The 26,699-nt window shown below is 64.8% G+C and carries 28 protein-coding genes, 3 tRNA genes and 1 pseudogene; 14 read left to right on the top strand and 18 right to left on the bottom strand.

Translation table 11 applies throughout. From position 1 onward, the window contains the following. Window positions 1–234 precede the first annotated feature (234 nt). Complete coding sequence (kdgD, locus tag ACQPYR_RS12180; RefSeq protein WP_433631232.1) at window positions 235–1,149, top strand: 5-dehydro-4-deoxyglucarate dehydratase; 915 nt, start codon at window positions 235–237, stop codon at window positions 1,147–1,149. A 17-nt stretch (window positions 1,150–1,166) separates the two neighbouring features. Then, window positions 1,167–2,300, top strand: a complete 1,134-nt coding sequence (locus tag ACQPYR_RS12175; RefSeq protein ID WP_433631229.1) for an L-talarate/galactarate dehydratase — start codon at window positions 1,167–1,169, stop codon at window positions 2,298–2,300. Window positions 2,301–2,398: 98 nt separating this feature from the next. Here ACQPYR_RS12175 and ACQPYR_RS12170 read toward each other — a convergent pair whose 3' ends face one another. From ACQPYR_RS12170 to ACQPYR_RS12145, 6 genes and pseudogenes are all read right to left on the bottom strand, one after another. After that, complete coding sequence (locus ACQPYR_RS12170) at window positions 2,399–2,842, bottom strand: SRPBCC family protein (protein ID WP_433631222.1); 444 nt, start codon at window positions 2,840–2,842, stop codon at window positions 2,399–2,401. A gap of 29 nt (window positions 2,843–2,871) precedes the next feature. After that, the gene (locus tag ACQPYR_RS12165; protein ID WP_433631220.1) at window positions 2,872–3,219 is read right to left on the bottom strand and encodes an ArsR/SmtB family transcription factor; all 348 of its coding nucleotides are present in this window, start codon (window positions 3,217–3,219) and stop codon (window positions 2,872–2,874) included. After that, complete coding sequence (locus ACQPYR_RS12160; RefSeq protein WP_433602207.1) at window positions 3,216–3,665, bottom strand: SRPBCC family protein; 450 nt, start codon at window positions 3,663–3,665, stop codon at window positions 3,216–3,218. The genes ACQPYR_RS12165 and ACQPYR_RS12160 overlap by 4 nt, the downstream gene beginning before the upstream one ends. Before the next feature lie 33 nt (window positions 3,666–3,698). Further along, a pseudogene (locus ACQPYR_RS12155) lies at window positions 3,699–3,788 on the bottom strand (SWIM zinc finger family protein); the annotation flags it as partial. Between the two features lie 33 nt (window positions 3,789–3,821). Further along, a complete protein-coding gene (locus tag ACQPYR_RS12150; RefSeq protein WP_433631217.1) occupies window positions 3,822–4,487 on the bottom strand; it encodes a VC0807 family protein in 666 nt (221 codons plus the stop codon). Window positions 4,488–4,506: 19 nt separating this feature from the next. Continuing rightward, the gene (locus ACQPYR_RS12145; protein ID WP_433631215.1) at window positions 4,507–5,136 is read right to left on the bottom strand and encodes a TetR family transcriptional regulator; all 630 of its coding nucleotides are present in this window, start codon (window positions 5,134–5,136) and stop codon (window positions 4,507–4,509) included. A 251-nt stretch (window positions 5,137–5,387) separates the two neighbouring features. Here ACQPYR_RS12145 and ACQPYR_RS12140 point away from each other — a divergent pair, with 251 nt between their 5' ends. From ACQPYR_RS12140 to ACQPYR_RS12130, 3 genes are read left to right on the top strand one after another with little or no spacing between them, the layout of a single operon-like run. Then, complete coding sequence (locus ACQPYR_RS12140; RefSeq protein ID WP_433631212.1) at window positions 5,388–6,263, top strand: GH-E family nuclease; 876 nt, start codon at window positions 5,388–5,390, stop codon at window positions 6,261–6,263. 46 nt (window positions 6,264–6,309) lie between these two features. Then, window positions 6,310–6,876 carry a suppressor of fused domain protein gene (locus ACQPYR_RS12135; protein WP_433631209.1) on the top strand — a complete coding sequence of 189 codons (567 nt, stop codon included), beginning with the start codon at window positions 6,310–6,312 and terminating at the stop codon, window positions 6,874–6,876. A 35-nt stretch (window positions 6,877–6,911) separates the two neighbouring features. Further along, window positions 6,912–8,582, top strand: a complete 1,671-nt coding sequence (locus ACQPYR_RS12130) for a hypothetical protein (RefSeq protein WP_433631206.1) — start codon at window positions 6,912–6,914, stop codon at window positions 8,580–8,582. A gap of 128 nt (window positions 8,583–8,710) precedes the next feature. Here the strand turns inward: ACQPYR_RS12130 and pspM are convergent, their stop codons facing one another. The 5 genes from pspM to pgsA form a co-directional block, all read right to left on the bottom strand. Continuing rightward, the gene (gene pspM, locus ACQPYR_RS12125) at window positions 8,711–9,601 is read right to left on the bottom strand and encodes a phage shock envelope stress response protein PspM (RefSeq protein WP_433631203.1); all 891 of its coding nucleotides are present in this window, start codon (window positions 9,599–9,601) and stop codon (window positions 8,711–8,713) included. A 168-nt stretch (window positions 9,602–9,769) separates the two neighbouring features. After that, window positions 9,770–10,606, bottom strand: coding sequence for a phage shock protein PspA (gene pspA, locus ACQPYR_RS12120; protein WP_433602202.1), 837 nt, complete (start codon window positions 10,604–10,606; stop codon window positions 9,770–9,772). 202 nt (window positions 10,607–10,808) lie between these two features. Next, a complete protein-coding gene (locus ACQPYR_RS12115; RefSeq protein WP_433631200.1) occupies window positions 10,809–11,246 on the bottom strand; it encodes a helix-turn-helix domain-containing protein in 438 nt (145 codons plus the stop codon). A gap of 129 nt (window positions 11,247–11,375) precedes the next feature. After that, window positions 11,376–11,870, bottom strand: coding sequence for a CinA family protein (locus ACQPYR_RS12110; RefSeq protein ID WP_433631197.1), 495 nt, complete (start codon window positions 11,868–11,870; stop codon window positions 11,376–11,378). Then, complete coding sequence (pgsA, locus tag ACQPYR_RS12105; protein ID WP_387296630.1) at window positions 11,867–12,523, bottom strand: CDP-diacylglycerol--glycerol-3-phosphate 3-phosphatidyltransferase; 657 nt, start codon at window positions 12,521–12,523, stop codon at window positions 11,867–11,869. Before pgsA ends, ACQPYR_RS12110 begins: the two co-directional genes overlap by 4 nt. A gap of 155 nt (window positions 12,524–12,678) precedes the next feature. On the opposite strand from pgsA, the gene ACQPYR_RS12100 reads away from it, so the two are divergent. The 3 genes from ACQPYR_RS12100 (at window position 12,679) to ACQPYR_RS12090 (ending at window position 14,200) form a co-directional block, all read left to right on the top strand. Further along, window positions 12,679–13,245 (top strand): amino-acid N-acetyltransferase, encoded by a 567-nt coding sequence (locus tag ACQPYR_RS12100; protein WP_433602198.1) that lies wholly within the window; start codon window positions 12,679–12,681, stop codon window positions 13,243–13,245. Window positions 13,246–13,261: 16 nt separating this feature from the next. Continuing rightward, complete coding sequence (locus tag ACQPYR_RS12095) at window positions 13,262–13,546, top strand: YciI family protein (RefSeq protein ID WP_433631194.1); 285 nt, start codon at window positions 13,262–13,264, stop codon at window positions 13,544–13,546. Window positions 13,547–13,660: 114 nt separating this feature from the next. Continuing rightward, window positions 13,661–14,200: a hypothetical protein gene (locus ACQPYR_RS12090; RefSeq protein ID WP_433631192.1), complete on the top strand. Its 540-nt coding sequence runs from the start codon at window positions 13,661–13,663 to the stop codon at window positions 14,198–14,200. On the opposite strand, the gene ACQPYR_RS12085 is transcribed toward ACQPYR_RS12090, so the two are convergent. Continuing rightward, entirely contained in the window at window positions 14,197–15,198 is a 1,002-nt protein-coding gene (locus tag ACQPYR_RS12085) for a TerC family protein (protein ID WP_433631190.1), read from the bottom strand. The genes ACQPYR_RS12090 and ACQPYR_RS12085 overlap by 4 nt on opposite strands. Before the next feature lie 244 nt (window positions 15,199–15,442). Between ACQPYR_RS12085 and ACQPYR_RS12080 the strand changes: the two genes are divergently transcribed. The 5 genes from ACQPYR_RS12080 (at window position 15,443) to ACQPYR_RS12060 (ending at window position 16,438) form a co-directional block, all read left to right on the top strand. Beyond that, window positions 15,443–15,787, top strand: a complete 345-nt coding sequence (locus ACQPYR_RS12080; RefSeq protein ID WP_433631188.1) for a hypothetical protein — start codon at window positions 15,443–15,445, stop codon at window positions 15,785–15,787. An 83-nt stretch (window positions 15,788–15,870) separates the two neighbouring features. Continuing rightward, window positions 15,871–16,017 (top strand): hypothetical protein, encoded by a 147-nt coding sequence (locus ACQPYR_RS12075; RefSeq protein ID WP_433631186.1) that lies wholly within the window; start codon window positions 15,871–15,873, stop codon window positions 16,015–16,017. Window positions 16,018–16,095: 78 nt separating this feature from the next. After that, window positions 16,096–16,168, top strand: a tRNA-Trp gene (locus tag ACQPYR_RS12070). An 81-nt stretch (window positions 16,169–16,249) separates the two neighbouring features. Continuing rightward, window positions 16,250–16,357: transfer RNA gene (locus tag ACQPYR_RS12065), tRNA-OTHER, on the top strand. Between the two features lie 7 nt (window positions 16,358–16,364). Then, a tRNA-Leu gene (locus tag ACQPYR_RS12060) sits at window positions 16,365–16,438 on the top strand. Between the two features lie 177 nt (window positions 16,439–16,615). On the opposite strand, the gene ACQPYR_RS12055 is transcribed toward ACQPYR_RS12060, so the two are convergent. The 5 genes from ACQPYR_RS12055 to dapA form a co-directional block, all read right to left on the bottom strand. Next, window positions 16,616–18,046 (bottom strand): carbamoyltransferase N-terminal domain-containing protein, encoded by a 1,431-nt coding sequence (locus ACQPYR_RS12055; RefSeq protein WP_433635110.1) that lies wholly within the window; start codon window positions 18,044–18,046, stop codon window positions 16,616–16,618. A gap of 69 nt (window positions 18,047–18,115) precedes the next feature. Beyond that, a complete protein-coding gene (locus ACQPYR_RS12050) occupies window positions 18,116–20,704 on the bottom strand; it encodes a DNA translocase FtsK (protein ID WP_433631183.1) in 2,589 nt (862 codons plus the stop codon). Window positions 20,705–20,942: 238 nt separating this feature from the next. Then, window positions 20,943–21,569 (bottom strand): TIGR03085 family metal-binding protein, encoded by a 627-nt coding sequence (locus ACQPYR_RS12045; RefSeq protein ID WP_433631181.1) that lies wholly within the window; start codon window positions 21,567–21,569, stop codon window positions 20,943–20,945. Window positions 21,570–21,706: 137 nt separating this feature from the next. Further along, on the bottom strand, window positions 21,707–23,686 hold the full coding sequence (locus ACQPYR_RS12040) for a ribonuclease J (RefSeq protein WP_433631178.1): 1,980 nt from the start codon (window positions 23,684–23,686) through the stop codon (window positions 21,707–21,709). A gap of 67 nt (window positions 23,687–23,753) precedes the next feature. Further along, window positions 23,754–24,662 carry a 4-hydroxy-tetrahydrodipicolinate synthase gene (gene dapA, locus ACQPYR_RS12035; protein ID WP_433631176.1) on the bottom strand — a complete coding sequence of 303 codons (909 nt, stop codon included), beginning with the start codon at window positions 24,660–24,662 and terminating at the stop codon, window positions 23,754–23,756. A gap of 147 nt (window positions 24,663–24,809) precedes the next feature. Here dapA and ACQPYR_RS12030 point away from each other — a divergent pair, with 147 nt between their 5' ends. Next, entirely contained in the window at window positions 24,810–25,256 is a 447-nt protein-coding gene (locus tag ACQPYR_RS12030; protein ID WP_433631173.1) for a toxin-antitoxin system HicB family antitoxin, read from the top strand. A 243-nt stretch (window positions 25,257–25,499) separates the two neighbouring features. Here ACQPYR_RS12030 and ACQPYR_RS12025 read toward each other — a convergent pair whose 3' ends face one another. Next, window positions 25,500–26,699: a winged helix-turn-helix domain-containing protein gene (locus tag ACQPYR_RS12025; RefSeq protein ID WP_433631170.1), complete on the bottom strand. Its 1,200-nt coding sequence runs from the start codon at window positions 26,697–26,699 to the stop codon at window positions 25,500–25,502.

The raw sequence follows: 26,699 nt of genomic DNA, 5'->3' as shown, positions 1-26,699 counted from the left end.
CGCCGGATCACCCTGCAATGGGTGTGAAAGGAGGCTAAAGGCCGGAAGCGATACCCGTCGAACACCAATTCGGTATTGAGCGATACCCGAACGAGAGGGTGCCGGTCGGCGAGAGCACAGTCGGATCCGATGCCATTCGAGTATCGGTTGATTTCAAAACAGTGTTGGACCGGCATCAGGTGCCGGACCTAATCTCCAGAGAAATCAGCAATTTCCGTCGCCAGGAGGATATTCGTGCCGCAGCTATCCGCCGAGGAATTGGGACCCGCGCTGGGGCGCGGATTGCTCTCGTTCCCGGTCACCCATTTCGACGCCGAACTGAACTTCGACGAGCGGGCCTACCGGGAGCACATCGGCTGGCTGTCCCGATACGGGGTCGCGGGTCTGTTCGCGGCCGGTGGCACGGGCGAAGGCTTTACCCTGACCAGCGCGGAGATCGATCGCGTGGTGCGCGCGGCGGTGGCCGAAACCGCCGGACGGATTCCGGTGATCGCGCCCGCGACGGCGGCCACCAGAGTGGCTGTGGAGCAGGCGCGCGCGGCCGAGGCGGCGGGTGCGGACGGAATCCTGCTGCTGCCGCCGTATCTTGTGGAAGCCTCGCCCGACGGGCTGGTCGAACATGTGGCCCAGGTGTGTGCGGCGACCTCGCTCGGGGTGATCTTCTACAGCCGCGCCAATGCCGCCTGCGATGACGTGACGGTGGCAAAGATGGCCGAACGCAGCCCGAACCTCATCGGGTTCAAGGACGGCGTCGGCAATATCGAGTCGATGACGCGGATCTACACCCGGATGGGTGATCGGCTGACCTACATCGGCGGCCTGCCCACCGCGGAAACATTCGCACTCCCCTACACCGAAATGGGCGTGACCACGTACTCCTCGGCGATCTTCAATTTCGCACCCGAATTCGCGCTCGATTTCTATCGCGCGGTCCGCGCCCGCGATCGCGCGACCGTCTACACGCACCTGCGCGACTTCGTCATCCCCTACCTCGACATCCGCGACCGCCGCCCCGGCTACGCGGTATCGATCATCAAGGCCGGGCTCACTGCGGTCGGCAGACCATCCAGCCGGGTCCGCCCGCCGCTCACCGACCTCACCGAGGCCGAACTCGCCGAGCTGACCACCCTCGTGAAGACGATCGCCTGACCCCGAAGGACCCCACCATGGATTCACCCATCCTCGACCGGATCACCAGCGTCGAGATCTCCTCGGTCACCGTGCCCCTGCCCACCGGGATCAGCGATGCGAAGGTGCTGACCGGTCGACAGAAACCGATGACCGAAGTCGCCGTGCTCTTCGCCGAGATCACCACCGAGGCCGGGCTCGAAGGCATCGGCATCAGCTACTCGAAGCGCGCGGGCGGGCCGGGCCAGTTCGCACATGCCCGCGAGATAGCGCCCGTACTGCTCGGTGAGGATCCCAGCGATATCGCCAAGATCTGGGACAAACTCATGTGGGCGGGTGCCTCGGTCGGTCGCAGCGGGCTGTCGGTGCAGGCGATCGCCGCTTTCGATGTCGCGCTGTGGGATCTCAAGGCCAAACGCGCCGGGTTACCGCTGGCGAAACTGCTGGGTGCACACCGTGATTCGGTGCGCTGCTACAACACCTCCGGTGGATTCCTGCACGCGCCCATCGAAGAAGTCCTCGACCGCGCCACTGCATCGTTGGAACACGGCATCGGCGGCATCAAAATCAAGGTCGGACACCCCGACCACGCGGTGGATCTCGGGAGGCTCACCGCGGTGCGCGAGAAGCTCGGGGACCGCGTGCCGTTGATGGTCGATGCCAACCAGCAGTGGGACCGTCCCACCGCTCGCCGCATGTGCCGAGCTTTCGAACCGTTCGGATTGGTGTGGATCGAAGAACCCCTCGACGCCTACGACTTCGATGGCCACGCCCAACTCAGTGCCACCTTCGACACCGCCATCGCCACCGGTGAAATGCTCACCAGCGTCGCCGAACACACCCAACTCATCGCTGCCCACGGCGCGGACATCGTGCAGCCGGACGCACCGCGGGTTGGGGGCATCACCCAATTCCTGAAGGTGATGGCCCTCGCCGACAGCCAAAACTTGCAACTGGCACCACATTTCGCGATGGAAATCCACATCCACCTCGCCGCCGCCTATCCCCGAGAGCCCTGGGTCGAACACTTCGAATGGTTCGACCCCCTCTTCAACGAACGTCTCGAAATCGCCGACGGCCGCATGCACCTGTCATCGCGCCCCGGCCTCGGCGTAACCATCAGCGACCAAGCCCGCGCCTGGACCATCGCCGAACACACCATCCACTGCTGACCCGGCTGGTCAGATGATCACCATGCGTTGTGCGGCGTCGGTCGAGAACTGACAGCGCATGGTGATCGCCTGTCCGATTCGCGGGAAGGCCTGCTGCGTCAGTTCCAGTTGTCGATCTTGACGTCGTGCGGATCGGGCGCGCCTTTTCCGGTCTCCACCAACGACTTCAGGCTCAGCAGGAAGACCGCCCACTTGGTGCTGCAGTGGTGCATGAATTCGACCGGCTCCTTCCAGCCTTCATGTTTGAACAGGATGACGGTGTAGTCGTCGGCCTGGTCGAGGCTCCAGTCCACCTGGGTGCCGACCCATTCTTCGGGTCCCTCGACGACTTCCCAGCGCACGCGCTTGCCCGGGTCGAGCTCGAGGACCTTCATATCGAATCCACCGGCATCGAAACGGAATTGGAGCACGCCGCCGACGTCATTGCCTTTGCCCTGGGTGTTGTTCGCCCACCAGCCGGCGAGCCCCTCGACGGTGGTCAGGGCCGCATAGACCTCGGCCGTCGGCGCTTTGATTGCGACTCGGTGCAGGATATCCACCATTTTCGAATCCTCTTTCCAGTGTCGGATTTTCACTTCTGCTGCTGATCTTTTGTGCGCTGAATCGCCTCGGCGATCCGCTTGATGCGCCGGAGCCTCGCGTCCCACGCCGCCCCGACCGAGGCCAACTGCGCGACCGCGCGGGCAAGTTGCGCCTCATCCACCCGATACCTCCGTTCCCGCCCCGCGGGCGTGGCGTGCACCAGGCCGACGCGGTCGAGCACGCCCAGATGTTTCGCGATGGCCTGCCGTGTCACTGGCAGCTGCTCGCTGAGACTGGTGGCCGTGCCATCGCCGGCCGCCAAAAGTAGGTCGAGCATCCGCCGACGGGTCGGGTCCCCGACCGCGGACCACAGGTCGTCGTCGACGGTAGCGGTCACGGGGTCGACACCAGCCGCGCGATGTACTCGCCGAGTTGCGGAACGAACCTGTCCCAACCGGCGCTATGGTCTTGGTAGACCTCCTCCAACTTCGCAGCCTCCCAACCCATCTCACGGAACCCGGTCTCGGTGAGACGAATCCTGGTGCCCGCGCCTGCCGGGGTGAGCTCGAAGGTGACCAGCAGCGAGTCGGCGAGGTCGGCCGAGCCCTCCGGATAGCACCAGCGGAACGAGAACAGCCGTGGCCGCTCGACGGTCACCACGGTGATCGGGGCGACATGTTCCCGGTCGCCGAAGACCAGTTCACCGACAGCGCCGGGACTGGTCTCGAAATCGGCCGCGTCGGACCACCATTCCGAAATGTGTTCCGGGCGGCTGACCACCTCGAAGACGACCTCGGGTGAGGCGTCGACGTGGATCTCGCGCTCGATGCTGCCGTACTCCATACTCTTCCTCCATCTGCAACGTTTGGTTGCACATCACGCTAGCCGACCACGGCTCATCGCGCAACCATTGGTTGCATATAGGGCTGCGACCGCGTGCCGACAGCACAAACCCCGGCGAGACCAGCACGCATGGTCCGCCGGGGTTTCGGTGGCGACTCAGACCTTCAACCCGTGTTTGGTGACGTAGGCGTAATGGAAGACGAAGAGCCCACCGAGGACGACGAGCCACTGCAGTGTGCTCACCAGCGGCACCGAATCGACGGGGAGGGTGTAGGCGAGCACGACCCGCACCACGGCATCGAGGGCGAAGCCGAGACCCCACACCGCGGTCAGCACCCGCAGCTGGCGGCGAAATCGAGAGTCGTTGTCCCAGCGGGCATCCCACTGCCGATAGCCTTCCTCACCGATCTTCACGGTCACGATCGTGCGGGCGGCACTGCGCATGAATGGATGCCGGGTGAACAGGGTGGCGAGCACCCACAGCCCGAGCACGCCGAAGATCCAGCTGTCGCGCACCAGCAGGGTCCGGGGGTCGCCCGTCACCATCGACATCGCCGTCCCCACCACGATCATGCTGAGCGTGAACAGTGCGACCATGTCGATGCGGCGCTGCCGTATCGCGCTGTAGGCCAGGAACGGCACGGTGAGCAGGGCGGGCGCGACCAGCGCCAGCCACGGATTCACCCCGGCCGCACGTAAGGCGTAGTAACCGCCGAGCGGGAGCACCAGTTCCACGAGCAACTGGCGCACGAGGTGGCGGCGCACTGCGGCGCGCTTCTGCTGCGGCGTGCGGTCGGTCGCAATCGCCTGCTGTTGGTTCATGATTCGGCTCCGGTCGTGATCACGAGTGCTTGCGGGTGGCATAGTCGAAGAGATCGGCCAGTTCACGCGCACAGGCCGCGGTATCGAAGTCGGGGTCGACGGAGGCGCGGGCGATCGCCGCGTCGAGCGCCCCTCGCATGGCGATGACCATGACCGTGGGGTCGAAATCCCGAAATACCCCGGCCCGCTGTGCTTCTCGGATGCGCTCCGCTTGGATTCGGCCGAAGTCGGCGAGATGCTCGGCGAGTCCGAAAGTCTGCGGGTCGCTCGGGTGCGCATTCGCGATGATGCTCGACAGCGCCCGCAGATGGTCGGGGTACTCGTCCAGCAGTGCCAGGTTGGCGGCGAAGTGCAGGCGCAGCCGGGCCGTGTAGTCGACCTCCCCCTCGAGCCTATTGCTCACGAATTCCAAAGCCACGCGCATGATTTCGGCGACCACCGCGCGGATCAGATCATCCTTGCCCGCGAAGTGGTAGGAGATCATGCCGGTACTGCTCAGCCCCGCCTGCTTGGCGATCTTCGCGAACGAAGCATTCGGATAGCCGTGCTCGGCGACCACCGCGATCGCCGCGCTCACGATCTGCGCCCGGCGCGCAGTCTCGGTGAAGGTCCGCTCGTCTTGCTTGCTCGACCTGCTTCTTGCTTGCATGAGCAAAACTGTAGGTCATCTTGCTCAGGTGAGCAAGAGTCGATGCGAGCAAGCAAACAGGCGAGAGCTCTTCCCAGGGATGGGAGATTTCCCGATCGGGCATATCCTAAAATGTTCGGCGAATCGACGTTGAATATTGGACTATCTACATCGATTGCCGGCGGAGACTCGGCGGTGACGCCGATCGGAGGGGACGGAAACGTGGAAAATATTCGGGCATTCCTCGGCGGCTAATTATGCTGTCCAGGGAGATGGTATTGCTCGGGCTACGGCTGGTGAAAGACCTCGATGAGGCCGCTATAGTCCTGCGCAAACCCATTCTGAATACGGCCACGGAACTGCGTTCAGGCGCTCGTGGAATAGTACATGCCGACCAATTGGGAACGAAAGAGTTCAATTGGAGAGAGCGTGCCGGTGGTCCCAGAAGCCTTAACGCCGATAACACAGGTCGGCCCAATGTCGGGACCGCGACAAGTCCGGCGGGAACCAAGCCCGAACACATCAAGGGAAAGCTCGACGACTGGGTGTACGGCCGTTCTCGCCCGAATTTCCCCGCCAAAACCAAGAACGACGTCAACTTGACGGCAGCACAACGTGCCGATGGCAAGTTGATCTGTTCGACGTCGGGTCAGACGCTCGAAGTGCAACGCATGACCAATGGCGAGCCGCAATTCTTCAAATACAACGAAAAGGGGCATGCCAAAAGGACGCAGCCGCCGGATTATTATAACGAATGGAAGGCGCAGAACACCATCAGTCCGACCGATCCGCCCATTGTCAACAACAATGTCGAATTCACCAAGCCGGCGCCCAGAGTTGCCGACATGGGGCATGTCGAAGATGCGGAATATTGGCGACTGCAGCAGTTCGCGATATATCACAAGATCGATGAGGCAGGATTCAAGGAGGTGTACTCCAATGCTAGTCACTATCGCCTGGAAGAGCAGAGCGCCAACCGAGGCCACAGCCATGAGTCCACGGAGCCGGGCTATGGTCATTACGCCGAGCTGGCCGACAAGTATTCACAACTACCGAACGCACCCGACCCCGAAACTATTGTCAAGGGATTACCGAAACCGGGAAGCGGTGGATCTGCGTCGACGGCAGCGCCATCAGCCGAGGTATGATCGGCGCGACGACGTCCGGCCGTCCGGTATCAGCGAAGGGTAACCCTTGACCTCAGCCAGCCAATTCCCGAATCTGCTCGAGCACAATAGCGGGCATCTCGGAAAGTTCCGGTACGCGGAAGCGGCCGAGATCGACGGCCGGAATCGGGGCTACGACCTCGCCTTCTTCGACAACGACGAATATCCGGTCACCTCGGTGATCACCAACGGATTGCGTTTTCAAGAAGTGTCGTCGCTATTACCCGAAGAACTCGTCTGCACGCTGCGAACCGGGCAAGAAGGATTTGCCCACCACATTGTCGACATTACCGCCGGGCTCGTCTTGCGCAACCGGCGCGGGATAGAGTACGACTCCGTTCTGACCAATGCCACACCCTTGATCGACGGGACCGAAATTCACGGCGTCATCGGCTATCCGAGCCCGTTTTTCGGTGACGAGTTCGACCTGTTGCGTGATCCCGACGGGCAGCCGGTGCTGCAACTGATCACCCTCCTGCCCATAACTCGACAGGAAGCCGAGTTCGCGGGCGATAACAGCCCGGACGAACTGTGGGAGATATGGCAGGAGAACAGGACGGATCTGCTGGATATCAATCGAGGATCCGCGCTGTAGAGTCGCGTATCAGTCCGCAACTTTCGGGGGTGTAGATGCCGATCGAGATGCCACACGAGGTTGCACTGTTCCTGAACTTCTGTGGCGTTCCGTATCCGGATATCAATGAAGACGACGTGCGCAAACTCGGCCAGCATGTTCGTGAATTCGCTGGGAATGTCCAGCAGACGAACGAATCCGCCACCGGTGCCATCAAGGATATGGGCTCGGCCTATTCGGGATATTCGTACGAACAGTTGCTCTCGGTCTGGGCGCATATGAGTGCGACGCACATGGCGGATCTCGATTCAGCATGCCGTGTTGTGGCGAAGGCATTGGATATCGCCGCCGATGTGATCACCGTCGTGAAAGTCGCCGTGCTCGCCGAGTTGGCCGCCTTGGCGGTCAGTTACGCCGCCATCATCGCGACACCAGCAGGTCCGGCAACCGCTCCGCTGCTGACTGCGGCAGCACGCAGGATATGCGATCAGATGCAGCAGAATCTGATCGCATATCTGATTGCCGAGGTGATCATCAAGGCCATCGAACCGCTCGAACACACCATCGACGACATGATCAAAGGCGTTGTCTACGACGCGGCGAGCAACGCCTTGGGCGTCCCGCCACCGAGCAGCACGGCCAACCGACCCTTGCACATCGAACCCGATGAAGTGCTGCGTTACTCCAAGCTGCTCGACGAGCACGCCGATGACATCATGCGCCATGCGGAGAACTTCCGCGATCAGGTTGCGAAACTCGACTTCACCACCGGCAACCCAGACGCGCCTTACGACTCGGACGTTCCTCAGCGCGACGCAAGCGATCTGCCAACGACCCGAACTGTTTTCGAACCACCGTCGACGACGAGTGGTGTCGATTCGCCACAATCTCCGCCGAACATGTCGACCGCCGACCATCCGGCTCCCCCAGACGTTCGAGCAACCAGCGCTGGTCACGAGGTGACCGAAAAACCCGCCCCCGGTGCGGAGAACTCCACCAAAGTCGCGGATGGCCAGCACCCCGGCGCAGCGGATACCACCGCGTCGACTCCCCGAGCAGGACTCTCGAACCCGCTGAGTTCGCCAACCTATGACGCTGCGGACGCTACCGGACCCGGCGGAACCGAGGGTTCGGCACCGAATCAGCAGATATCGCCGCGCGGCGATCTGACCAATGCCCCGGCAGCCGAGTCCTCTGCATCGGCATCCCAGTCAGCCAGGCAATCCGAAGGCGCTATCGATACCCGTGAATCCGGCCCGATGACACTCGGCAATCGAGCAGGCCCCGATTCCGGCGCGTCTGCCGTCAGCGGTCCGACCGCCTCCGTGCCACAAGCTGTCGAACCGACGGATCAGTCGACACCGGCGACCCCATGGACGGCCACCCCGAGAACGCCGACTCCTCTCCCAACCTCCGGTAAACCCGCAGTACGCAAGAGATCTCGCCCCGCGGCCAACCGTCCGGCCGAGCTCGAGCCAACCGACCGCAAGCCGGTCACCTCCCCCTGGTCGACAACCCGCCCGTCGGTCCGCCCACCCAAGGTGACGGCACCGACCACCACCCGCCCGACCCCGTGGGTGCGTACCGACCGGAAAACGGAATCGGATCAGGATACCAACGAACCGGAAACCCACTCTGCCGAAACGGAATCCAACGCAACCGCCACCCCAGCGCCCCCCGCCATCGACGCCCCCACCCCCGACGACCGCCCACGCCCATCCACCTAGCCCGCCATTCCACGATTGGTCAGACGATCACCATGCACTGGTGTTGTGATCTCTCGACCGATGCCGCCACCAGAACATGATGATCTTGTGCCGAGCCGCGCTGCGGCAGTGAGCACGATGTTCGCGGGTTAGATCCCCTGCGGCGGAGGTGAAGTGGGGGCGTGCTGGTCGGCCATCTCGGTGAGGGCCTGCGCCCACCCGTCCAGGCGATCGGCCGCGTCGCGCAGATCGGCGACGATGGTGTCGAAGTTGTTTCGCAGCACCGCACTTTCGGGTACCGCGAGAATCCGCCCCGCCGCGGCGACTACCTGTTCGTACTCGGCGACCCCGCTATCGAGGCGGCCGCGTGCGAATTGCATATTCTCGGTAAGGCCAACGGCGGCAACGGATTTCGAGCGCCCCATGGCGCCGAGTGCCTGTTCCATCGCGGTGATGTCGGCGGCCAGCGCGTGCAGCGCGGCCGCACCCGAACCCGCGGTTTCGATCATGTCGGCGAGGTCGTCCTCGGGCAGCCGGTTCGAGCGGGCGATCTGCGTGCCGAGGCCGTGTAGCGCCTTCTCCGCCCGAACCAGGCGGGAAATCGGCCCGCGCGCAGATGACCACGACGGTGGCTGTTTGCGCGGCACGAAAGCTGCCTGCGGCAGCGGTGAGCTGCGCAATTGGAGGTAGCGGCGGGCGCTCAGCGCAGTACCGGTGACCAGCGCCACCGCTCCCCCGCCGACCACGACCACCGCCCATACCGGTGCCGAAAGCACCATCAACCCAACGGTTCCCGCGGTGGTGAGACCGCCGACCGTGCCCAGTTGGAAACTGCGGCGACGGGCCCGGCGGCGCTTGCGCAACTCCCGCTCGCGCGGATCCGCCCAACGCCGCACGGCCACCAGCGCATGTTCGCCCACCTCGCGCAGACTGTCGGGCAGGCTCCCCGGCTGCGGTGCGAGCGCCGCCTGTGCACGCACGAGCGCGGCACCGCGACGACGACCGCCCTTACCTTGTTCGCGAGGTCCCTGCGGGCTCATCGGTCTCCTCCAGGGCACGGGTTCGGGGCGACCAGGGGTGGCCGGACAGGCAGGGCCCGAGCAGGACCGACGGCCGACCCGCCAGGTACCCGTGCCATGTCTTCCACCGAACCAGTCCTCGCCGAACTGTATTTATTTCGAACGCCGTATTTATTTCGAACGACGGGGCTACTGCTGCGCGGTCTGGCCCTTGTTCATCTGCGGCTGCGGCTGTGCCGGATTCACCTGCGCGGCACCCGGATTGATCGCCGGTGCGGTCGCACCGCCCGCGGGCAGCGCATCGCCGCGCATCGAGGCGCGGATCTGCTCCAGCTTGCTGTGTCCGGCCATCTGAATGCTGGCCTGCTGTACCTCGAGCATCCGGCCCTGCACCGAATTGCCCGCGAGTTCGGCGGCACCCAGCGCATTCGCGTACCGGCGCTCGATCTTCTCGCGCACGGCATCCAGGCTCGGCGTGGTGCCGGGCGCGGACAGCGTCGAATCCATCTGCTGCAGCGATGCCGAGACCTGCTCCTGCATCTTCGCCTGCTCGAGCTGGCTGAGCAGCTTGGTGCGCTCGGCGACCTTCTGCTGCAACAGCATCGCGTTCTGCTCGACCGCCTTCTTGGCCTGCGCGGCCGCCTGCAGCGACTGGTCGTGCAGCACCTTGAGGTCCTCGACGGCCTGCTCGGCGGTGACCAACTGCGCGGCGAATGCCTCGGCTGCGTTGGTGTACTGGATCGCCTTCTCGGTATCGCCGGCAGCGGCGGCTTGATCTGCCAGCATGACGGCCTGGCGCGCATTGGCATTGAGCTTCTCGACATCATCGAGCTGACGGTTGAGCTTCATCTCCAGCTGACGCTGGTTGCCGATGACCGATGCGGCCTGCTGCGAGAGGGCCTGATGCTGACGCTGAGCTTCCTCGATAGCCTGCTGAATCTGGACCTTCGGATCCGCATGCTCCTCGATCTTCGAATCGAAGAGGGCCATCATGTACTTCCAGGCCTTGACGAACGGATTAGCCATCGATTGATCCCGCCTCCATAAGATGCGCCGCGCTTTACCGCGACTCCAGTGCGCGACCGTCACGCACCCGATATGTGCCTATCCTCCACCATGTGGCACCCGGGCCGGGCGAACCCGGCCCAACTGACGCCTAGTACAGAATCTATCCGCTTTCGGCACCGGTTCGCAGCGTCGGCCGCAGACGCCACCTCTGGTCTATTGATCAGTTGCTTTTCACCAGGACCAGCATGTCGGCCCGCGGGGCCGGAATGACGATCCGGGTGTCCTCGGCGATCTGCGTACGGGCATCGGCCACCGACATCGTGGCGCTCGCGGGCTCCGGCGCGGCCTCGGCGGATTCGGCCGCAGCGGTCCGCTCCGCCTCGGGTGCATCGGCGCTCTGTGCGGGCGCGTCGGCGGGCAGACCGTCGGCGCCTGCCATGATCGTGCTCACATCCCATAGCACCCGCGACAGCGGCACATCCAGGGCCGCGCAGATTGCGGCGAGCAGTTCGCTGGAGGCCTCTTTGCGGCCCCGCTCGACTTCCGACAGATATCCCAGGCTCACGCGCGCCGAGGTGGAGACCTCACGTAGGGTCCGGCTCTGGGCGAGACGAGCACGCCGCAAACTGTCCCCGATCGCCTCTCGCAGCAGCGTCATGTCGTTCTCCTTAGCTCCCAGTAACCGGGTCCGCGGGCGCCTACCAGCGCTGCGCACGCCGTCCTTTCTGGCACAACGTCGAACAGGGCCCGGTTGGTTCCCACGGCGGCAAACCAGGCGCGGCAGCACCTAGTGACCGTCTCCCACGATACGACGCAACTCCCGTACCGCGCTGTGCGTAGCGCCGATTCGGATCGCCCACCGGTCGCCGTCCAGTTTCAGCCGCATGACCTCGGTATGCCCCGGCCCGGCCAGTCCGAGGAACACAGTGCCGACGGCATGCCCGCCCTGAGATTCGGGTCCGGCTACCCCGGTCAATCCGATACCCCAGTCCGCACCGCAGCGCAGCCGCGCACCGACGGCCAACTCTTCGGCGGTGCTCGCGGCGACCGGGCCCTCGGTCGCGAGCACTTCGTCACTTACGCCGGCAAGGCTGTGCTTGAGTTCGGTCGCGTAGACGACCAGCCCGCCACGCAGCACCGCGCTGGCACCCGGCACCCCGGCGATGGTCGCCGCGAGCAGCCCCGCGGTCAGCGATTCGGCGGTCGCCACGGTCTGCCGGACGGCACCCAGCTCGCGCACCAATTCGACGACGGGCGCTCCGGTTGTCAGCGGATCGGTCATGCGCCGCGTGTCCGGCCCGGACCTCCCGCGAGCCACACCCGCGCCGCCTGCCCCACATAGTCGAGGCCGGTGATGACCGTCAGCGCGACGGCCACATACATCAATGTCATGCCCGCGGTGGCGAATCCGCCGTGCAGCGGCAACAGCAATACCGCGATCGCGACGGACTGCACCAGCGTCTTCAACTTGCCGCCGCGTCCGGCCGGAATCACCCCGCGCCGCACCACCACCAGCCGCAGCAGCGTGATCCCGATCTCGCGAGCGCAGATGACCAGGGTGATCCACCACGCCAGATCACCGAGCATCGAAAGTCCGATCACCGCCGAACCGATCAGCGCCTTGTCCGCGATCGGATCGGCGAGTTTGCCGAAATCGGTGACCAGGCCGTATTTGCGCGCCAATTGCCCGTCGAAGCGATCGGTGATCGCGGCGATGCCGAACAGTGCGGCAGCCGCGATCCGCCAGCCGGTCTGGTGGCCGCCGCCGACGAACAGCGCGAGCACGAACAACGGCACCAGCGCGATGCGCAGCATGGTGAGCACATTCGCGATATTCATCAGCGGGACGACGGGATCGGTCTGGGCGGGCGCGAATCCGGCGCGAACCACGGGTTCGCCCCAGCGTCGATCGATCTCTTCGGGCTGCACGCTCACGCCTCCCCCTCGCTGGCGTAAGCCCACGTCACCCAGGCCACGACACCCACCGTCACGAGGCTCGGACGCATGCCGACGCGATGCGGTGAGCGGAGCGGGTGGATGTGCGGCACACGTTCAGAGTATCGGTAACCGGGCCGACTACTGTGCACCACATGACCTCTCGGGGACCACTAGGTGGTTCGACCAGCGACGCGTATCCGGGCGCGGCACCTGCCGCGAACAAATCTGTCCCTGTCGTGCGCCGCGCCCGAACCTCCGATGTACCCCAGATCAAGAGCCTCGTCGATGAATACGCCGGTCGGATCCTGCTGGAGAAGAACCTGGTCACACTGTATGAGGCGGTACAGGAATTCTGGGTGGCCGAACTCGACGGCCGGGTCGTCGGCTGCGGTGCGCTGCATGTGCTGTGGGCCGACCTCGGCGAGGTGCGCACGGTCGCGGTGCATCCCGATGTCAAGGGGCATGGTGTCGGTCGGCTCATCGTGGAACGGCTGGTCGCGGTGGCCAGGGAACTCGAGCTCGGACGGCTGTTCGTACTCACCTTCGAGGTGGACTTCTTCGGCAGGCACGGATTCGTGGAAATCGACGGCACACCGGTCACCGCCGAGGTGTACGCGGAGATGTGCCGGACCTTCGATCCCGGTGTCGCCGAATTCCTCGACCTCAGCTATGTGAAACCGAACACCCTCGGCAATACTCGAATGCTGCTGAACCTCTGACCAGAACGGATCGATCGTGCCCATCTTCGCCGTGCACTACACCTACTCCGATGCCACCGTCGAGGCGCGCGATACCGTCCGCCCGGAACATCGGGCCTGGCTCAACGGCCTGATCGACGCGGGTTCGCTGCTGACCAGCGGTCCCTACCCGGACGGCTCCGGCGCACTGCTGCTGTTCCGGGTCGCCGACGAGGCGGCCATCAAGGAACTGCTGCCGCAGGATCCGTTCGCCCGCGAGAACCTCATCGAGGATGTACGGGCGGTCGAGTGGCTGCCGGTGATGGGCACATTCGCTTCCTGACGACCCGGCTGACCGCCGCGTGTCGCCGCTCAACACTCGGCGGTCAGCAAACTCACGGCGACACGCCGCGCCAGGTGCGGAAGAATCCGCGCCCACCGACGCAGACTCCCCCGTATGCGCATATCCGTCGCGATTTTCGCGTCGATGTCGGTCGCAGGTCTCGCACTCACCATCTGCTCGACGGCCGCCGATTTCGACACCACGGCAAACTTGACGGTCGGGGATCGTCCATTGCTACGACCGGGTTCGGTCGACGAGTCGATATACCGCGCCGCCGACGGCTATTACTTCCGGACGGCGGACGGCGGCATCGCATGCGGCTTCCTCGATGAGCCGTTCGGGCAGCCGAAACGACCGGTGGGCTGCCAGGGCACGACCCAGCCCACCCCGCCGGCGATGCAGGCCTGCTGGGGCATCGACCCGAGCGCGGCCGCACTGGCCGTCGGCGAGAGCGCCGGATATCTGTGCGTGAACCGGGGCTACTTCGTCGGTACCGCATCCGGAGCGGATACCGACGCGCCGGTGCTGCCGGTCGGGTCGAGCCTGAGCGTGGCAGGCTTCACCTGCCTGGCCCAGCCCGTCGGGGTGACTTGCCGCAATGACGCCACCGGGCGCGGCTTCGAGATCACGCCCGAAAACAACCGGGTCTTCTAATCGGCTACTCGGCTCTCGACGGACCGAGCCGCGCCACGGGTTTTGATCAGGCTCGCGACGGTCGCGATGAGCAGAATCCCGATGATCACGCTCAGCGAGACCGGCGTGGAAATCTCCGGTATCTTGACGTGCCGACCATCGTTGACGAAAGGCAGGGTGTTCTCGTGCAATGCGTGCAGCACCAGTTTGACGCCGATGAACGCGAGAATCGCCGAAAGGCCGTAGGACAGGTAGACCAGGCGATCCAGCAGGCCGCCGATGAGGAAATACAGCTGCCGTAAACCCATGAGCGCGAAGGCATTCGCGGTGAACACGAGGTAGGGCTGCTCGGTCAGACCATAGATGGCGGGGATGGAGTCCAGCGCGAACAGCAGGTCCGCGAAGCCGATTGCCAACAGCGCCAACAACAACGGGGTGATCACGCGTCGGCCGTCGATCCAGGTGAGCAGTTTGTCGCCGTCGTATTCGTCGGTGGTCGGGAGCACGCGTTTGGCCAGCGCCACGATCCGGCTGTCGCGCTTGCCCTCCTGCTCGACCTCGTGTCCGCTCTCGCGCAACAGTTTCACGGCCGTATAGACCAAAAACAGGCCGAACAGATAGAACACCCAGCTGAACGCACTTATCGCCGCCGCACCGACGGCGATGAACACACCCCGCATGACCAGCGCCAGCACAATGCCGATCAGCAGTACCTTCTGCTGGTAGATCCGCGGCACCGCGAAGCTCGACATGATGATGACGAAGATGAACAGGTTGTCCACCGAGAGGGCCTTCTCGGTGACGAAGCCCGCGTAGTACTCGCCCGCGAAGGTCGAGCCCCACTTCCAGGCGACGAATCCGCCGAAGACCAGGGCCAGACCGATGTAGATCGCCGACCAGGTGCCGGATTCCTTGAAGGTCGGATCGTGTGGTGTGCGGACATGGGCGAAGAAGTCGAAGACGAACAGACCCAGGATCACCACGATCGTCAGGATCCATTCGAGTGCGGTTATCTGCATGTGGACTCCGGGGCGGAAACGCGTTTCATGACAGCAATCATGCCCGATTTGTCCGTTCTGTCGAGCTAGCGGAAGAGTTGCTGACCATGATTTCACATGCCGGCGGCCGACGTGTCACCCTCGCGAGCATGAGCGACGACTACGGTCGCGGGTTGCTCCTGCCCGGCGGATGGCTGTTCCTGCGCGAAGGCCATCCGATGCTGCCCCTTTCGAGCGACCTGCAAGCAGTCGCCGGCGGCGGGTCATGGACGAAATCCACACCGCCCGACCGGCTGTCGGCTATCCCTACTTCGAAATGCCTGAACCCACGGTGTTTTCGCCTGAAAAGACTTATGTCGAAACCGAGACGGAATTCACACAAACCGTGACGCACGAGTGGAATCACGGACTCGGTGATGTCGTGACCGCACTGCTCGACCACGGCATGACGATCACCGGACTGGTGGAGCACCGCAGCGTTCCCTGGGAGGCATTGCCCGGCCAGATGACACGCGAGGCGAATGGTGAGTGGCTGCTCTGCGAGCATCCGGAGCGTCTGCCGTTGACTTACACACTGCAGGCACACCGACAACTCGCCGGTAGGGAATAAATGGGTTCCTCATCGGGTCTTGCGGTGTTAGCGTTATCTGCAACGTAATCGGACGGTAATCGGAACCCCGAAAGGTGAAGGCAATGACCAGCACCGAGGACCAGGGACTACGCTCCCTCGCCGGTGCCTGGCAATTGCGTTCCGGCACCCGGCGGCCGATATCGCAGCTGCGCCTGACCTGGCTGTTGATGTCGCAGCCGCGACAGGCGAGTATCCGGAGCCGCCCCTGAGGTCTCGATTCGAGAAGGCCTGAGCAGGGGTCGCTTCCGGCGAAATATTCGCCACGGAGCGGCCCTTTTTCTTGCCCAACGGATGTAGCTCAACTGGAAGAGCAACGATCTCCAAAGTCGTCGGCTGTGGGTTCGAGTCCCGCCATCCGTGCTCATAACTTCACAGCGAATATACGGCAGTAGGCATTTCGTATTACCGGAGTTGAACAACCCTGCTGCATACCGGTTTTGAGCCCGTGTAGCTCAGTGGACAGAGCTGACCCTTTCGAGCGACCTGCAAGCAGTCGTGCGGTGTCCGCGACGGCGCAGGTCGGTGGTTCGATCCCACCGACGGGTACCAAAACCATTCCCTCGTAGCCCAATTGGCAGAGGCACCGGACTTAGAATCCGGTTGATGCGAGTTCGAATCTCGCCGAGGGAACCGGTCCGCGCGGTTGCGTGGATCAGCGCTCGTAGCTCAACGGATGGAGCACCTGTTTACGAAGCAGGCGGATGAAGGTTCGAATCCTGGCACTCCAGCTACTTCCCGCCCAGGCTCATGCAGGTTCGCCCCGGGGCTCTCATAAGGCCCTGCCGCGTGGTTCGACTCCACGATGAGCTACCACATCACGCTGGTATGGCCCCAGTCTCGCGGCGCCCACGCGCGTTCGCGAGCGGTTTGCCGAGTGCGTGCCTGATCGGTGTACAGATAGCCTTCGGACCAGATATAGCGGGTACCACCCCAGCGCGCCGCGGCGGCCACATCCGGAAAGAACCCGCACCCTTCGGAATTCGCGCTCGTATTGCATAGCACCGGTATGCCGCTGATGGCCTCGTATGCCGCCAGAATCCGCGCGGTCGCGCTCTTTGCCGTCGCATCGATGGTCTGCACCCGCGCGGTACCGTCGACCTGTCGCACGGCGGGAATGCGGTCGGCCCACTGCGGGCGGATCCGGTGCTCGAAGGTCAGGTAAGGATCACCGGCGCCGGCGCCGAACACCTCCGCCGCCCGCTCCGCCCGGCATACTGCCGCCACCGAACGGTGAGCGGCCCGGTGCTTGATGCCGTTGAGCCGTTCCCGCATCGCCGAATCCGTTGCGGGAGCGAGGATGCTGCGGTTGCCGAGGGCGCGCGGTCCGATCTCGGCACGACCCGTAAGCACCACCACCGGCTCACCTTTCCGGTGCAATACCTCCGCCACTCCCCGCTCGTCACAGAGCTGTCTGCGCCAGTTGTCCGGCACTCCGCATACCCTGACTCGTGGACCGGAGTACACACCCCACCGCAGCCCCGGATTGCGCCCTTTCCGGAACATCTCGCAGCAGGCGGCGCCGATGGCGGCACCGGAGTCATCCGGAAACGGCGGAATCCAGATCTCCTCGACCATCCCCTGCTCCCGCAGGCGCGAATTCCACTTGATATCGAGGGCGCATTCCCCGGTCACCACCAGTTTCGATGGCAATGCGGAGTCCTTGTGCACAAGCGAACCCAGTGCCGACGGCTCCCCCGATTCGCCGCGGAAAACCGCGACCGGACGGACTCGTCGTGCCGCCGCCACGACATGGTAGAGCCGTCTGACAGCTCCACCGTCCCCCACCAGGACGAGCGCATCCTCGCCGCGCGCCGCGAACGGACTCGTACAGTAGCCGCCCATGATGTGCTGGTCCACATGGTGATAGCTGACGTATTCGTCGGCGGCGGAACCGAATCCATGACCACGAAAGCGGTGCCGTGCCAGCGGTACAGTGCGCCCGGGCCGGTCCTGATACGGCGCGATCGTGAGTTCTACCGGACGGCCGCCGACCAGCGTCGCAATGCGTGCGGGCTCGGTCGAATCCGTCTCCGGCACAGCACCATCCACAACGAACCGGTCGATATCAGCGGGCGTCAAGCCCTCCGACCGCAATATCGCGGCGACCTGCTCGAGATCGACCAACGCGCGGTGGCGCCTGCCGTTGTCCAGCTTCTCCAGCTCGATGCCGAAAACCAGCCGGTCGTCCTCGATAACCGCGATCCCACCGTTGTGCGACACTCTGATTCCGCAGATCACCACGCCGAACCACTGTACCGACGCGGCGGCCGCCCACCGGCGGTGAGAATATCTGCCGCCGAAGCGTTTTCACTCCTCCGGGCCGTCCGGCTCCGCGTCCCCGCCACCACGGATCGTCCACAGCAGTCCCTCGAGCTCATCGGGCTTGATGAGCACATCGCGTGCCTTCGACCCCTCACTGGGGCCGACGACACCGCGGGTCTCCATCAGATCCATCAGGCGCCCGGCCTTGGCGAAGCCGACGCGCAGCTTGCGCTGCAGCATGGAGGTCGAGCCGAATTGCGAAGTGACGACCAGTTCCACGGCCTGGATGAAGACATCCAGATCGTCGCCGATATCGGGATCGACATCCTTCTTCTCACCGGCCTTGGCGGCGGTGACGCCCTCCTGGTATTCGGGTTCGGCCTGGTTCTTGGTGAAGTCGACGACCCCGTGGATCTCCTCATCCGAGATGAACGCGCCCTGCAACCGGGTCGGCTTGTTCGCGCCCATCGGCAGGAACAGTCCGTCACCCATACCGATCAGCTTCTCCGCGCCGGGCTGATCCAGGATGACTCGTGAATCCGTCAGTGACGAAGTGGCGAAGGCCAATCGGGACGGCACATTGGTCTTGATCAGACCGGTGACCACGTCCACCGAAGGCCGCTGCGTCGCGAGTACCAGGTGAATGCCTGCGGCGCGGGCCTTCTGGGTGATGCGCACGATCGCGTCCTCGACATCGCGCGGCGCGGTCATCATGAGATCGGCGAGTTCGTCGACGATGGCCAGAATGTACGGATAGGGCCGATAGACCCGTTCGCTGCCCAGCGGCGCGGTAATGGCACCCGACTTGACCTTCTTGTTGAAGTCGTCGATGTGGCGCACCTTATTGGCCTGCATGTCCTGGTAGCGCTGTTCCATCTCCTCCACCAGCCAGGCCAGCGCGGCGGCGGCCTTCTTCGGCTGGGTGATGATGGGGGTGATGAGGTGCGGAATGCCCTCGTACGGCGTGAGTTCCACCATCTTGGGGTCGATGAGGATCATCCGGACCTCGTCCGGAGTCGAGCGCGCCAGCAGCGATACCAGCATCGAGTTCACGAAACTCGACTTACCGGAACCAGTCGAACCTGCGACCAGCAGATGCGGCATTTTCGCGAGATTCGCCGAGACGAAATCGCCCTCGATATTCTTGCCGAGCCCGATCACCAATGGGTGGTGGTCATTTCGGGTCGAGGGGGCCTTGAGCACATCGGCCAGGCGCACCAGTTCACGATCGGAGTTGGGCACCTCGATACCGACGGCGGACTTACCCGGAATCGGGGCGAGCAGCCGAACATTCTCGGTGGCAACGGCATAGGCGATATTGCGGGCCAGCGCGGTGATCTTCTCGACCTTCACACCCGGCCCGAGTTCCACCTCGTAGCGGGTGACCGTCGGGCCGCGCACGAAACCGGTGACCGCCGCGTCGATCTTGAACTGCACCAGCACCTCGGTGATCGCCTCGATCATCGATTCATTGGCGGCACTGCGCTTCTTGGGCGGATCGCCGTCGGTGAGCAGTGTCAACGGCGGGAGGGTGTAATCGCCCTCGACCTCGCGGTCGTTGATGAACTCCAGCTGCTTGGGCGGCGGTGGGGTCTGGTCCTCGACCTTGATCGGGGCGCGCTTCTTCGGCTTGGGCTTTTCTTCGGGCGCCGCCTCGGTCGCAATCGGTTTCGCATCGCGCAGTGGCGGTTCGCCCATGACCTCGGTAACCGCATCGGAGCCGCCGAATTCGTCGGGCGGATAGTTCTCCTCCGGGGTGCGACCGCGCCGCTTCGACTTGGTATTGCGATGCAGCGGGAATCCGTCGGCATCGTAATTGGCCGGATCGAAATCGGATTCGCCGTCGTAGTCACCGTATTCGTCGCCACCGCTGCCGGTGCCGAAGTACTCGCGCAACCGCTGCGGTACCTCGCGCACGGTAGTTCCAGTTACCAGCAGCACACCGAAAATGATGGCCAGCAACAGAATCGGCACCGAAAGCCAGGCGGTGAGCCCGCTGGTCAGTGGGCCGCCGACCACGAATCCGACGAAACCCGCTGCGCGCGAACGCCCGTGCGCATCGGTCGGCGATCCGGCGGCGATATGCCAGAGACCCAGGACCGGCAATCCGATCAGCAATCCGCCGAGTACCAGCCGCGGGCGGATCTCCGGACGGGCCTCGGTCCGCATCAGGACAATGGCGATTCCGGTGGCCACGAACGGCAATCCGGCCGATGCCGAGCCGGAGACGGCACGAATCGCCTCCTCGACCCAGTGCCCGATCGGCCCGCCCGCCGAGAGCCATACCGCGGCCGCGATCACCGCGCTGAGGGCGATGAGGGCAAGCGCGATGCCGTCGCGGCGATGACCGTGTTCGATTTCGCCCGCCCGGCTCACGGCCCTGGTGGTGGCGCCGAGTCCGCGCGCGAGCATATTCCAGCCGCTGGTGATGCCGCGGCTGATGACCGCGAGCGGTGCGGTATCGGACTTGCGACGGACCGGGCGGCGCGCCGGCGCGTTTCGGGCGCGCGGTGCGGGCGAGCGGCGTTGAGCGGTGGTGCGAGCCTGGCCCGAACGAGATGCCGCCGTGGTCCTCCCCCGGGCCGATCCCGCCCGCGCACGAGTGGTCGTGGAGCTGCGGGACTTACCTGCCATGAACTCAGGCTAGCCGCAAACGCCCCATCCAGACCATCAACCACACACGTAACTGTCCCGCCTCCCCGGACCTTTTGCCGGTCGTAGGTGCCTCGGCGGTCTCGTACCGGACCGCATGTGAAGTGCTACGCGGCTTTTGGCGGCCCGACGAGTTACCCATGTGTGTACGAGAGCAGTCGTTGCGAAATCAGCCATCGTGTTTGGCGTGTCGACCGAGCAACTGCACCCGCGGGCCGGTTTACACTGACCGATTCGTCTGCAGCACCGCCCGCACATCCGCCGGATCACCCGCGGTTTCGATCCGGACCTCATCGCGGCCGAAGGCGTGCAGCAGTAGTTCCGAGGGCTTGCCGGTCAGCGTCACCTGCGCCGTTCCGGACTTCGTATGCACCACGGCGCGCCGGCCGTCCGGGGTGGCCAGTTCGATGGTGACCGGGGCTTTGCGGTAGGCCATCCGACCCATGCGACGCAGCGCCGACCACAGCTTGTCCTCCTCGGCGGCGGACAGGTCACGCGGCTCCCAGCCGGGTTCGCCGCGGCGCACGTCCTCGTGATGGACGAACATCTCGGTCAGATTGACGACCGCATCGACCGGTTTGAGCGGCGACCACCACGGCGGACCGGAGCGCACATCCTCCAGCAGTTCCGGGAATGCCCGCCGCGCCGCCTTGGCCTGCACCGACTCCAGATATCCTGCGAACGGTTTCAGCATGATGCCGGGCGACGCGTCCGGGCGGCGTTCCCGAACAACCAAGTGCGCGGCCAGATCTCGCACCGTCCAGCTGCCGCACAGCGTGGGCGCGTCCGGCCCCACCGCAGACATCGTGTCCACCAGTGCCCGACGTTCCCGCTGCGCCATGCTCATCTGCCGAACATATCGGATGCGGAGTCGGCGCGGCAGACCGAATCCGACAGGCGGCGGTTTCGAATGCGGCACCAGCCGCGACGGCCAAGCGAAAACCGCCGGATAGCAACGAGCTTCCGGCGGTTTTCGGGTAGATATCAGACGCCGATGACCGTCGGCACGATCATCGGGCGGCGGCGGTAGGTCTCGGCCACCCAGCGGCCCACCACCCGCCGCACACTCTGTGCGATGCGGTGGGTCTCGATGACGCCCTCACCGGCCAGCCGCAGCAGTTCGGCCTCGACGAGTTCGGCGGCATCGACGAGTGCGGTCGGATCATCGGAGAACCCGCGTCCGCTGACCTCGGGCGTGCTGACCGCCTTACCGGTGGTCGAGTCGACCGCGAGGGTGATCGAGATGAACCCGCCCTCACCGAGGACCAGTCGATCCGAGAGCGTCGATTCACCGACATCACCGACCGAGAGTCCGTCGACATACACATGTCCGACCGGCACGCGTCCCACGATCGAAGCGATCCCGTCGACCAGGTCCACCACCACGCCGTCCTCGGCGAGCACCACCCGATCCTCCGCCACACCGGTTGCCACGGCCAGTGCGGCATTGGCGCGCAGATGCCGCCATTCGCCGTGCACCGGCATGGCATTGGTGGGCCGCACCGCGTTGTACAGGTACAGCAATTCACCCGCGGACGCATGCCCGGAGACGTGCACCTTCGCATTCTGCTGGGTGATCACCGTGGCGCCGAGCCGCGACAGACCGTTCACCACGGCGAATACCGAATTCTCATTGCCCGGAATCAGCGAGGAGGCCAGCACCACGAGATCGTCGGCGCGGATATTGATCTGGCGGTGTTCACCGCGCGCCATCCGTGACAGCGCCGAAAGCGGTTCGCCCTGCGAGCCGGTCGAGATGAGCACCAGCCGATCGCCCGGAAGGGTCGCGGCGACATCGAGATCGACGACCACACCGTCGGGCACCGTCAGATAGCCCAGTTCCTGCGCGATCTCCATATTGCGCACCATCGAGCGACCGATGAAACACACTCGCCGCCCGTACCTCTGGGCGACATCGACCACCTGCTGGATGCGATGCACATGGCTGGCGAACGAGGCGACGATCACCCGGTGCCTGGCCTTGCCGATCACCGTATCCAGAACGCCGCCGATTTCGCGTTCCGGCGTGACGAAGCCCGGCACCTCGGCATTGGTGGAGTCCACCAGGAACAGGTCGACGCCCTCGTCACCGAGGCGGGAGAAACCGGCCAGGTCGGTGAGGCGACCGTCCAGCGGGAGCTGATCGAGTTTGATGTCGCCGGTGTGCAGCGCGACACCGGCCGGCGTGCGAATGGCCACCGCAATGGCATCGGGAATCGAGTGGTTGACCGCGAAGTATTCGCAGCCGAACGGGCCGTGCGTGGTGTGCTGGCCCTCGATCACCTCGACGAGCTTGGGGCGCTGCCGGTGCTCGCGGCATTTCGCAGCCACCAGCGCGAGGGTGAATTTCGAACCGACGACCGGGATATCGGCCCGCAGGCGCAGCAGGAACGGCACCGCGCCGATGTGGTCCTCATGGCCGTGGGTGAGCACGATGGCTTCGACATCATCCATCCGGTCCTCGATGGGCCGGAAATCGGGCAGGATCAGGTCGACGCCGGGCTGCTGATCCTCCGGGAAGAGCACGCCGCAGTCGACGATGAGCAGTTTGCCGCCGTATTCGAAAACGGTCATATTGCGGCCGATTTCGCCGATGCCGCCCAGGGCGAAGACACGCAGACCATTCTTGGGCAGCTTCGGCGGGGCACCGAGCCGGTCGGCTGCTGCCCGCTCGACGGGAGCGGACACGGGTTGCTCACCGCGACCGCGACCGCGCTGCTGTCGGCCGCGCGCCGGTCTGCGTGGCTGCTCGGCCGGGGCCTTGACCGCGGCCTTTTTCGCGGGGGCCTGCGCCGGTGCGGTCTGTCCGGACGCGGTATCGGACTGCGCTAGCTCGCCGACGTCGGATTGCGCTGTCCGATCGGACTTTTCGGTGCCGGCCGCTGGACGCTGCGCGGCGGGTTCTGGCGCGCCCGCGGGCCGGGTCGCGGTCCGGCGGGGGCGACGACCTGCTGCTTCAGTCATGACTGCACCTCACTACTGGTCGGTTCGATCATGTCTGACAATGCGGTGATTCTGATTCGCTCACTCCTCATGAAAGCACCCCTGCCAGCCGGAGGTCGGCGGCGAGGGCATCGAGTTGTTCGGTGGTCGGCATCAATTGCGGCAAGCGCGGTTCGCCGGCATCCACTCCGAGCAGACGCAGCCCGCCCTTACTCATCGCGACACCACCAAGTCGCGACATCGCGGCGTTCAACGCCAGCATGCCCGCATTGATCTCACGGGCGCGCACCACGTCACCCGCGGTGTAGGCCTCGAGCAGGGCGCGCAGCCGCTCGGGCACGAGATGTCCGATGACACTGATGAATCCGGTCGCGCCGACCGACAGCCATGGCAGGTTCAGCGCGTCGTCACCGGAGTAGAAGGCCAGATCGGTATTCGCGATGAGATCCGCGCCCGCGTTCAGATCCCCCTTGGCATCCTTGACCGCGACGATGCGCGGATGTTCGGCGAGCTTGCGAATGGTGTCGCTGGCAATGGGAACCACCGAGCGGGGCGGAATGTCGTACAGGGTGACCGGCAGGTCGGTGGCATCCGCGACGGCGGTGAAATGCGCGATCAGGCCGTCCTGGGTGGGCCGGGAGTAGTACGGGGTCACCACGAGCAGGCCGTGCGCGCCCGCACGCTGGGCATTGCGCGCGAGTTCGATCGAATGCGCGGTGTCATAGGTGCCCGCGCCCGCGATCACGGTGGCGCGAGCGCCGACGGCATCGACGACGGCACGCAGTAGATCCGCCTTCTCCGATTCGGTGGTGGTCGGCGATTCCCCGGTGGTACCGGAAATTGCCAGCAAATCGACGCCGCGGTCGACCAGGCGGGCCGCGAGTGCGACCCCGGCATCGACATTGAGCTTGCCGTCGACACCGAAGGGGGTCACCATCGCGACACCTACCGTGCCGGACGCACGCAGCTCCGTAGGCGTCGATTCACCGTTCGTCATGGTCAGAAAGGCTACCCGCTCCCGGGAACAGCCTCGACACCCTCATCGCCGAACGGCCTGCCACGGCGAGTGATTCACCTCGCAGTACTCGATCGTGATGTCAAATCCACCCTTGAATGACGCCATGAATGGCGTCACAATGATGTCATGGATTTGAACAAATATACCGCCCAGCTACGCGAGGACCTCATCGCGGCCGCCGCGCTCGGCGACGAAAAGACCCAGGCCACCGCCGCCGCCCTGGCCGCCGCAACAGCGAGTTCGGCCCGATTGGCGCTGCTCGCGGCGCTATCGGACCTCGCCGCGGAGATCAGCGCAGAGCTCGGCGACCGCACAGTTCACGTCTCGGTGGATGGCACCGATGCGACCGTCGACGTGCGAAAGAATCCGGCGGCGGACAACGAGCATCCGACGATCGAGGAGATGACCGGCGATATCAGCCGAGTCACCCTGCGGATGGTCGAGCAATTGAAGTCCAAGGCCGAGGAAGCCGCTGCGGCCAGCGGGGTTTCGCTGAACTCGTGGCTGTCGAATGCCGTCAGCGGTGCACTGCGCGACCAGATGCGCGGGTACGGACCCAAACGCGACATCTGACTTGGATGTCACTTCGAGTACCGCTAACTATTGCAAGCGGACCCGGTCGCTGATTCAATCGGATTATGGTCAACGTCGATCATGCCCGTCGTCCGTCGCTCGCCGGGCGCGGGCGGAGCCTGGCAGCCAAGGTTGTCGTGCGCGGTCCGCAACTGCTTTCGCCGCTGCTACCGGTTCGCGCCGGTGCGCTGCTCGCTCGCGCCGATCGCAGTCCACGCGGAAACCGAAATCGGCCTGAGCAGTTCACAACAGCGGCGCGAGATCGCCGCGATCGCCGATCACCACCTCGTCGAGTTCGAGCCAGTCGGCCATCTCACGCAGCGCATCGGTGAGTGCTCGCGCCGTCTCCGGGGTGCCGTGGCCCGGTTCGGCGAAGGCACCCGGCACCAGCAGCCTGCCCGACGCACGCTCGGCACGTAGGTCGACGCGTCCCACGAGTTCTCCGTTCAGGAGGAACGGAAATACGTAATACCCGTGCACCCGTTTGGGTTCCGGCGTGTAGATCTCGATCCGATAGTGGAAGTCGAAGATCCGCTCGGTGCGGGTTCGGAAGAAGATGAGCGGATCGAAGGGGCACAGCAAGGCCGCGCCCTCGATTCGGCGCGGTGTCGAGGCACCGACGCGCAGATAGGCGGGTTTACCCCAGCCCGCCACCTCGACCACTCCCAGCTCTCCCGCATCGACCAACTCCACGATGGCCGGTTCGGTTTGTGAGCGGTGCAGGCGGTAGTAGTCGCGCAGGTCGGTCTCGGTCGCGACGCCGAGTGCGGTGGCCGCGCGCAGGACCAATTCCCGTACCGCCTCGGCCTCGGATACGTTGCGCGCCAAGATCTCCGGCGGGATCACTCGCTCGGCCAGGTCGTAGTGGCGGGTGAACCCGACCCGCTTGTCGACCGATAGCGCACCTGCCGCGAACAGCGCCTCGCAGATCATCTTGGTATCGCTGAGATTCCACCAGGAGCCCTTGGGACGCGGCTTGTCCAGTTCGAGGTGGCGCTCCACTTCACCGGCGGTGGCAGCGCCGACCTCGGTGATGACGTCGAGAATGTCCTTGCCGAGGGTGGGATTGCGTTCGGTTACCCGGCGCATGCCGCTCCAGCGCCCGTGTTCGTATTTCCGCATCCGCCAGCGCATGAGCGGCCAGTCCTCGACCGGAATCAGTGCGGCCTCGTGCGCCCAGTATTCGACCAGCCGCCGCGGGCGGCGCACACCATTGCTCCAGGCGGCATCATCGAGCACCGTTCGGTCGTAACCGCCGATCCGGCTGAACACCGGCGCGTAGTGCGCGCGCACCACCGCCGATACCGAATCCAGTTGCAGCAGTTGGGTTCTGCCGAGCACGTCGAGGATCGTCCGCCGGGTCGGCGCAGCCGGTTTGCGCCGCCCGAACCCCTGCGCGGCAAGCGCCGTCCGGCGTGCCGCGACCGCACTCATCGTCCGCAT

The organism is Nocardia sp. CA-120079 (assembly GCF_050955745.1).
Taxonomy (GTDB): domain Bacteria; phylum Actinomycetota; class Actinomycetes; order Mycobacteriales; family Mycobacteriaceae; genus Nocardia.
The sequence above is the reverse complement of the archived record's forward strand: the minus strand, read 5'-3'. Positions and strand labels throughout refer to the sequence as shown.

Coding starts and splice junctions, on each gene's coding strand:
- ACQPYR_RS12040 (WP_433631178.1), bottom strand. CDS start 23,686: ATGACTGAAGCAGCAGGTCGTCGCCCCCGCCGGACCGCGACCCGGCCC.
- ACQPYR_RS12045 (WP_433631181.1), bottom strand. CDS start 21,569: ATGAGCATGGCGCAGCGGGAACGTCGGGCACTGGTGGACACGATGTCT.
- ACQPYR_RS12110 (WP_433631197.1), bottom strand. CDS start 11,870: ATGACCGATCCGCTGACAACCGGAGCGCCCGTCGTCGAATTGGTGCGC.
- pspM (WP_433631203.1), bottom strand. CDS start 9,601: ATGAGCCCGCAGGGACCTCGCGAACAAGGTAAGGGCGGTCGTCGTCGC.
- ACQPYR_RS12115 (WP_433631200.1), bottom strand. CDS start 11,246: ATGACGCTGCTGCGAGAGGCGATCGGGGACAGTTTGCGGCGTGCTCGT.
- ACQPYR_RS12100 (WP_433602198.1), top strand. CDS start 12,679: ATGACCTCTCGGGGACCACTAGGTGGTTCGACCAGCGACGCGTATCCG.
- pspA (WP_433602202.1), bottom strand. CDS start 10,606: ATGGCTAATCCGTTCGTCAAGGCCTGGAAGTACATGATGGCCCTCTTC.
- ACQPYR_RS12145 (WP_433631215.1), bottom strand. CDS start 5,136: ATGCAAGCAAGAAGCAGGTCGAGCAAGCAAGACGAGCGGACCTTCACC.
- ACQPYR_RS12160 (WP_433602207.1), bottom strand. CDS start 3,665: ATGGAGTACGGCAGCATCGAGCGCGAGATCCACGTCGACGCCTCACCC.
- ACQPYR_RS12130 (WP_433631206.1), top strand. CDS start 6,912: ATGCCGATCGAGATGCCACACGAGGTTGCACTGTTCCTGAACTTCTGT.
- ACQPYR_RS12085 (WP_433631190.1), bottom strand. CDS start 15,198: ATGCAGATAACCGCACTCGAATGGATCCTGACGATCGTGGTGATCCTG.
- ACQPYR_RS12150 (WP_433631217.1), bottom strand. CDS start 4,487: ATGAACCAACAGCAGGCGATTGCGACCGACCGCACGCCGCAGCAGAAG.
- ACQPYR_RS12080 (WP_433631188.1), top strand. CDS start 15,443: ATGGACGAAATCCACACCGCCCGACCGGCTGTCGGCTATCCCTACTTC.
- dapA (WP_433631176.1), bottom strand. CDS start 24,662: ATGACGAACGGTGAATCGACGCCTACGGAGCTGCGTGCGTCCGGCACG.
- ACQPYR_RS12170 (WP_433631222.1), bottom strand. CDS start 2,842: ATGGTGGATATCCTGCACCGAGTCGCAATCAAAGCGCCGACGGCCGAG.
- ACQPYR_RS12090 (WP_433631192.1), top strand. CDS start 13,661: ATGCGCATATCCGTCGCGATTTTCGCGTCGATGTCGGTCGCAGGTCTC.
- ACQPYR_RS12175 (WP_433631229.1), top strand. CDS start 1,167: ATGGATTCACCCATCCTCGACCGGATCACCAGCGTCGAGATCTCCTCG.
- ACQPYR_RS12030 (WP_433631173.1), top strand. CDS start 24,810: ATGGATTTGAACAAATATACCGCCCAGCTACGCGAGGACCTCATCGCG.
- ACQPYR_RS12075 (WP_433631186.1), top strand. CDS start 15,871: ATGACCAGCACCGAGGACCAGGGACTACGCTCCCTCGCCGGTGCCTGG.
- ACQPYR_RS12025 (WP_433631170.1), bottom strand. CDS start 26,699: ATGCGGACGATGAGTGCGGTCGCGGCACGCCGGACGGCGCTTGCCGCG.
- ACQPYR_RS12050 (WP_433631183.1), bottom strand. CDS start 20,704: ATGGCAGGTAAGTCCCGCAGCTCCACGACCACTCGTGCGCGGGCGGGA.
- ACQPYR_RS12140 (WP_433631212.1), top strand. CDS start 5,388: ATGGTATTGCTCGGGCTACGGCTGGTGAAAGACCTCGATGAGGCCGCT.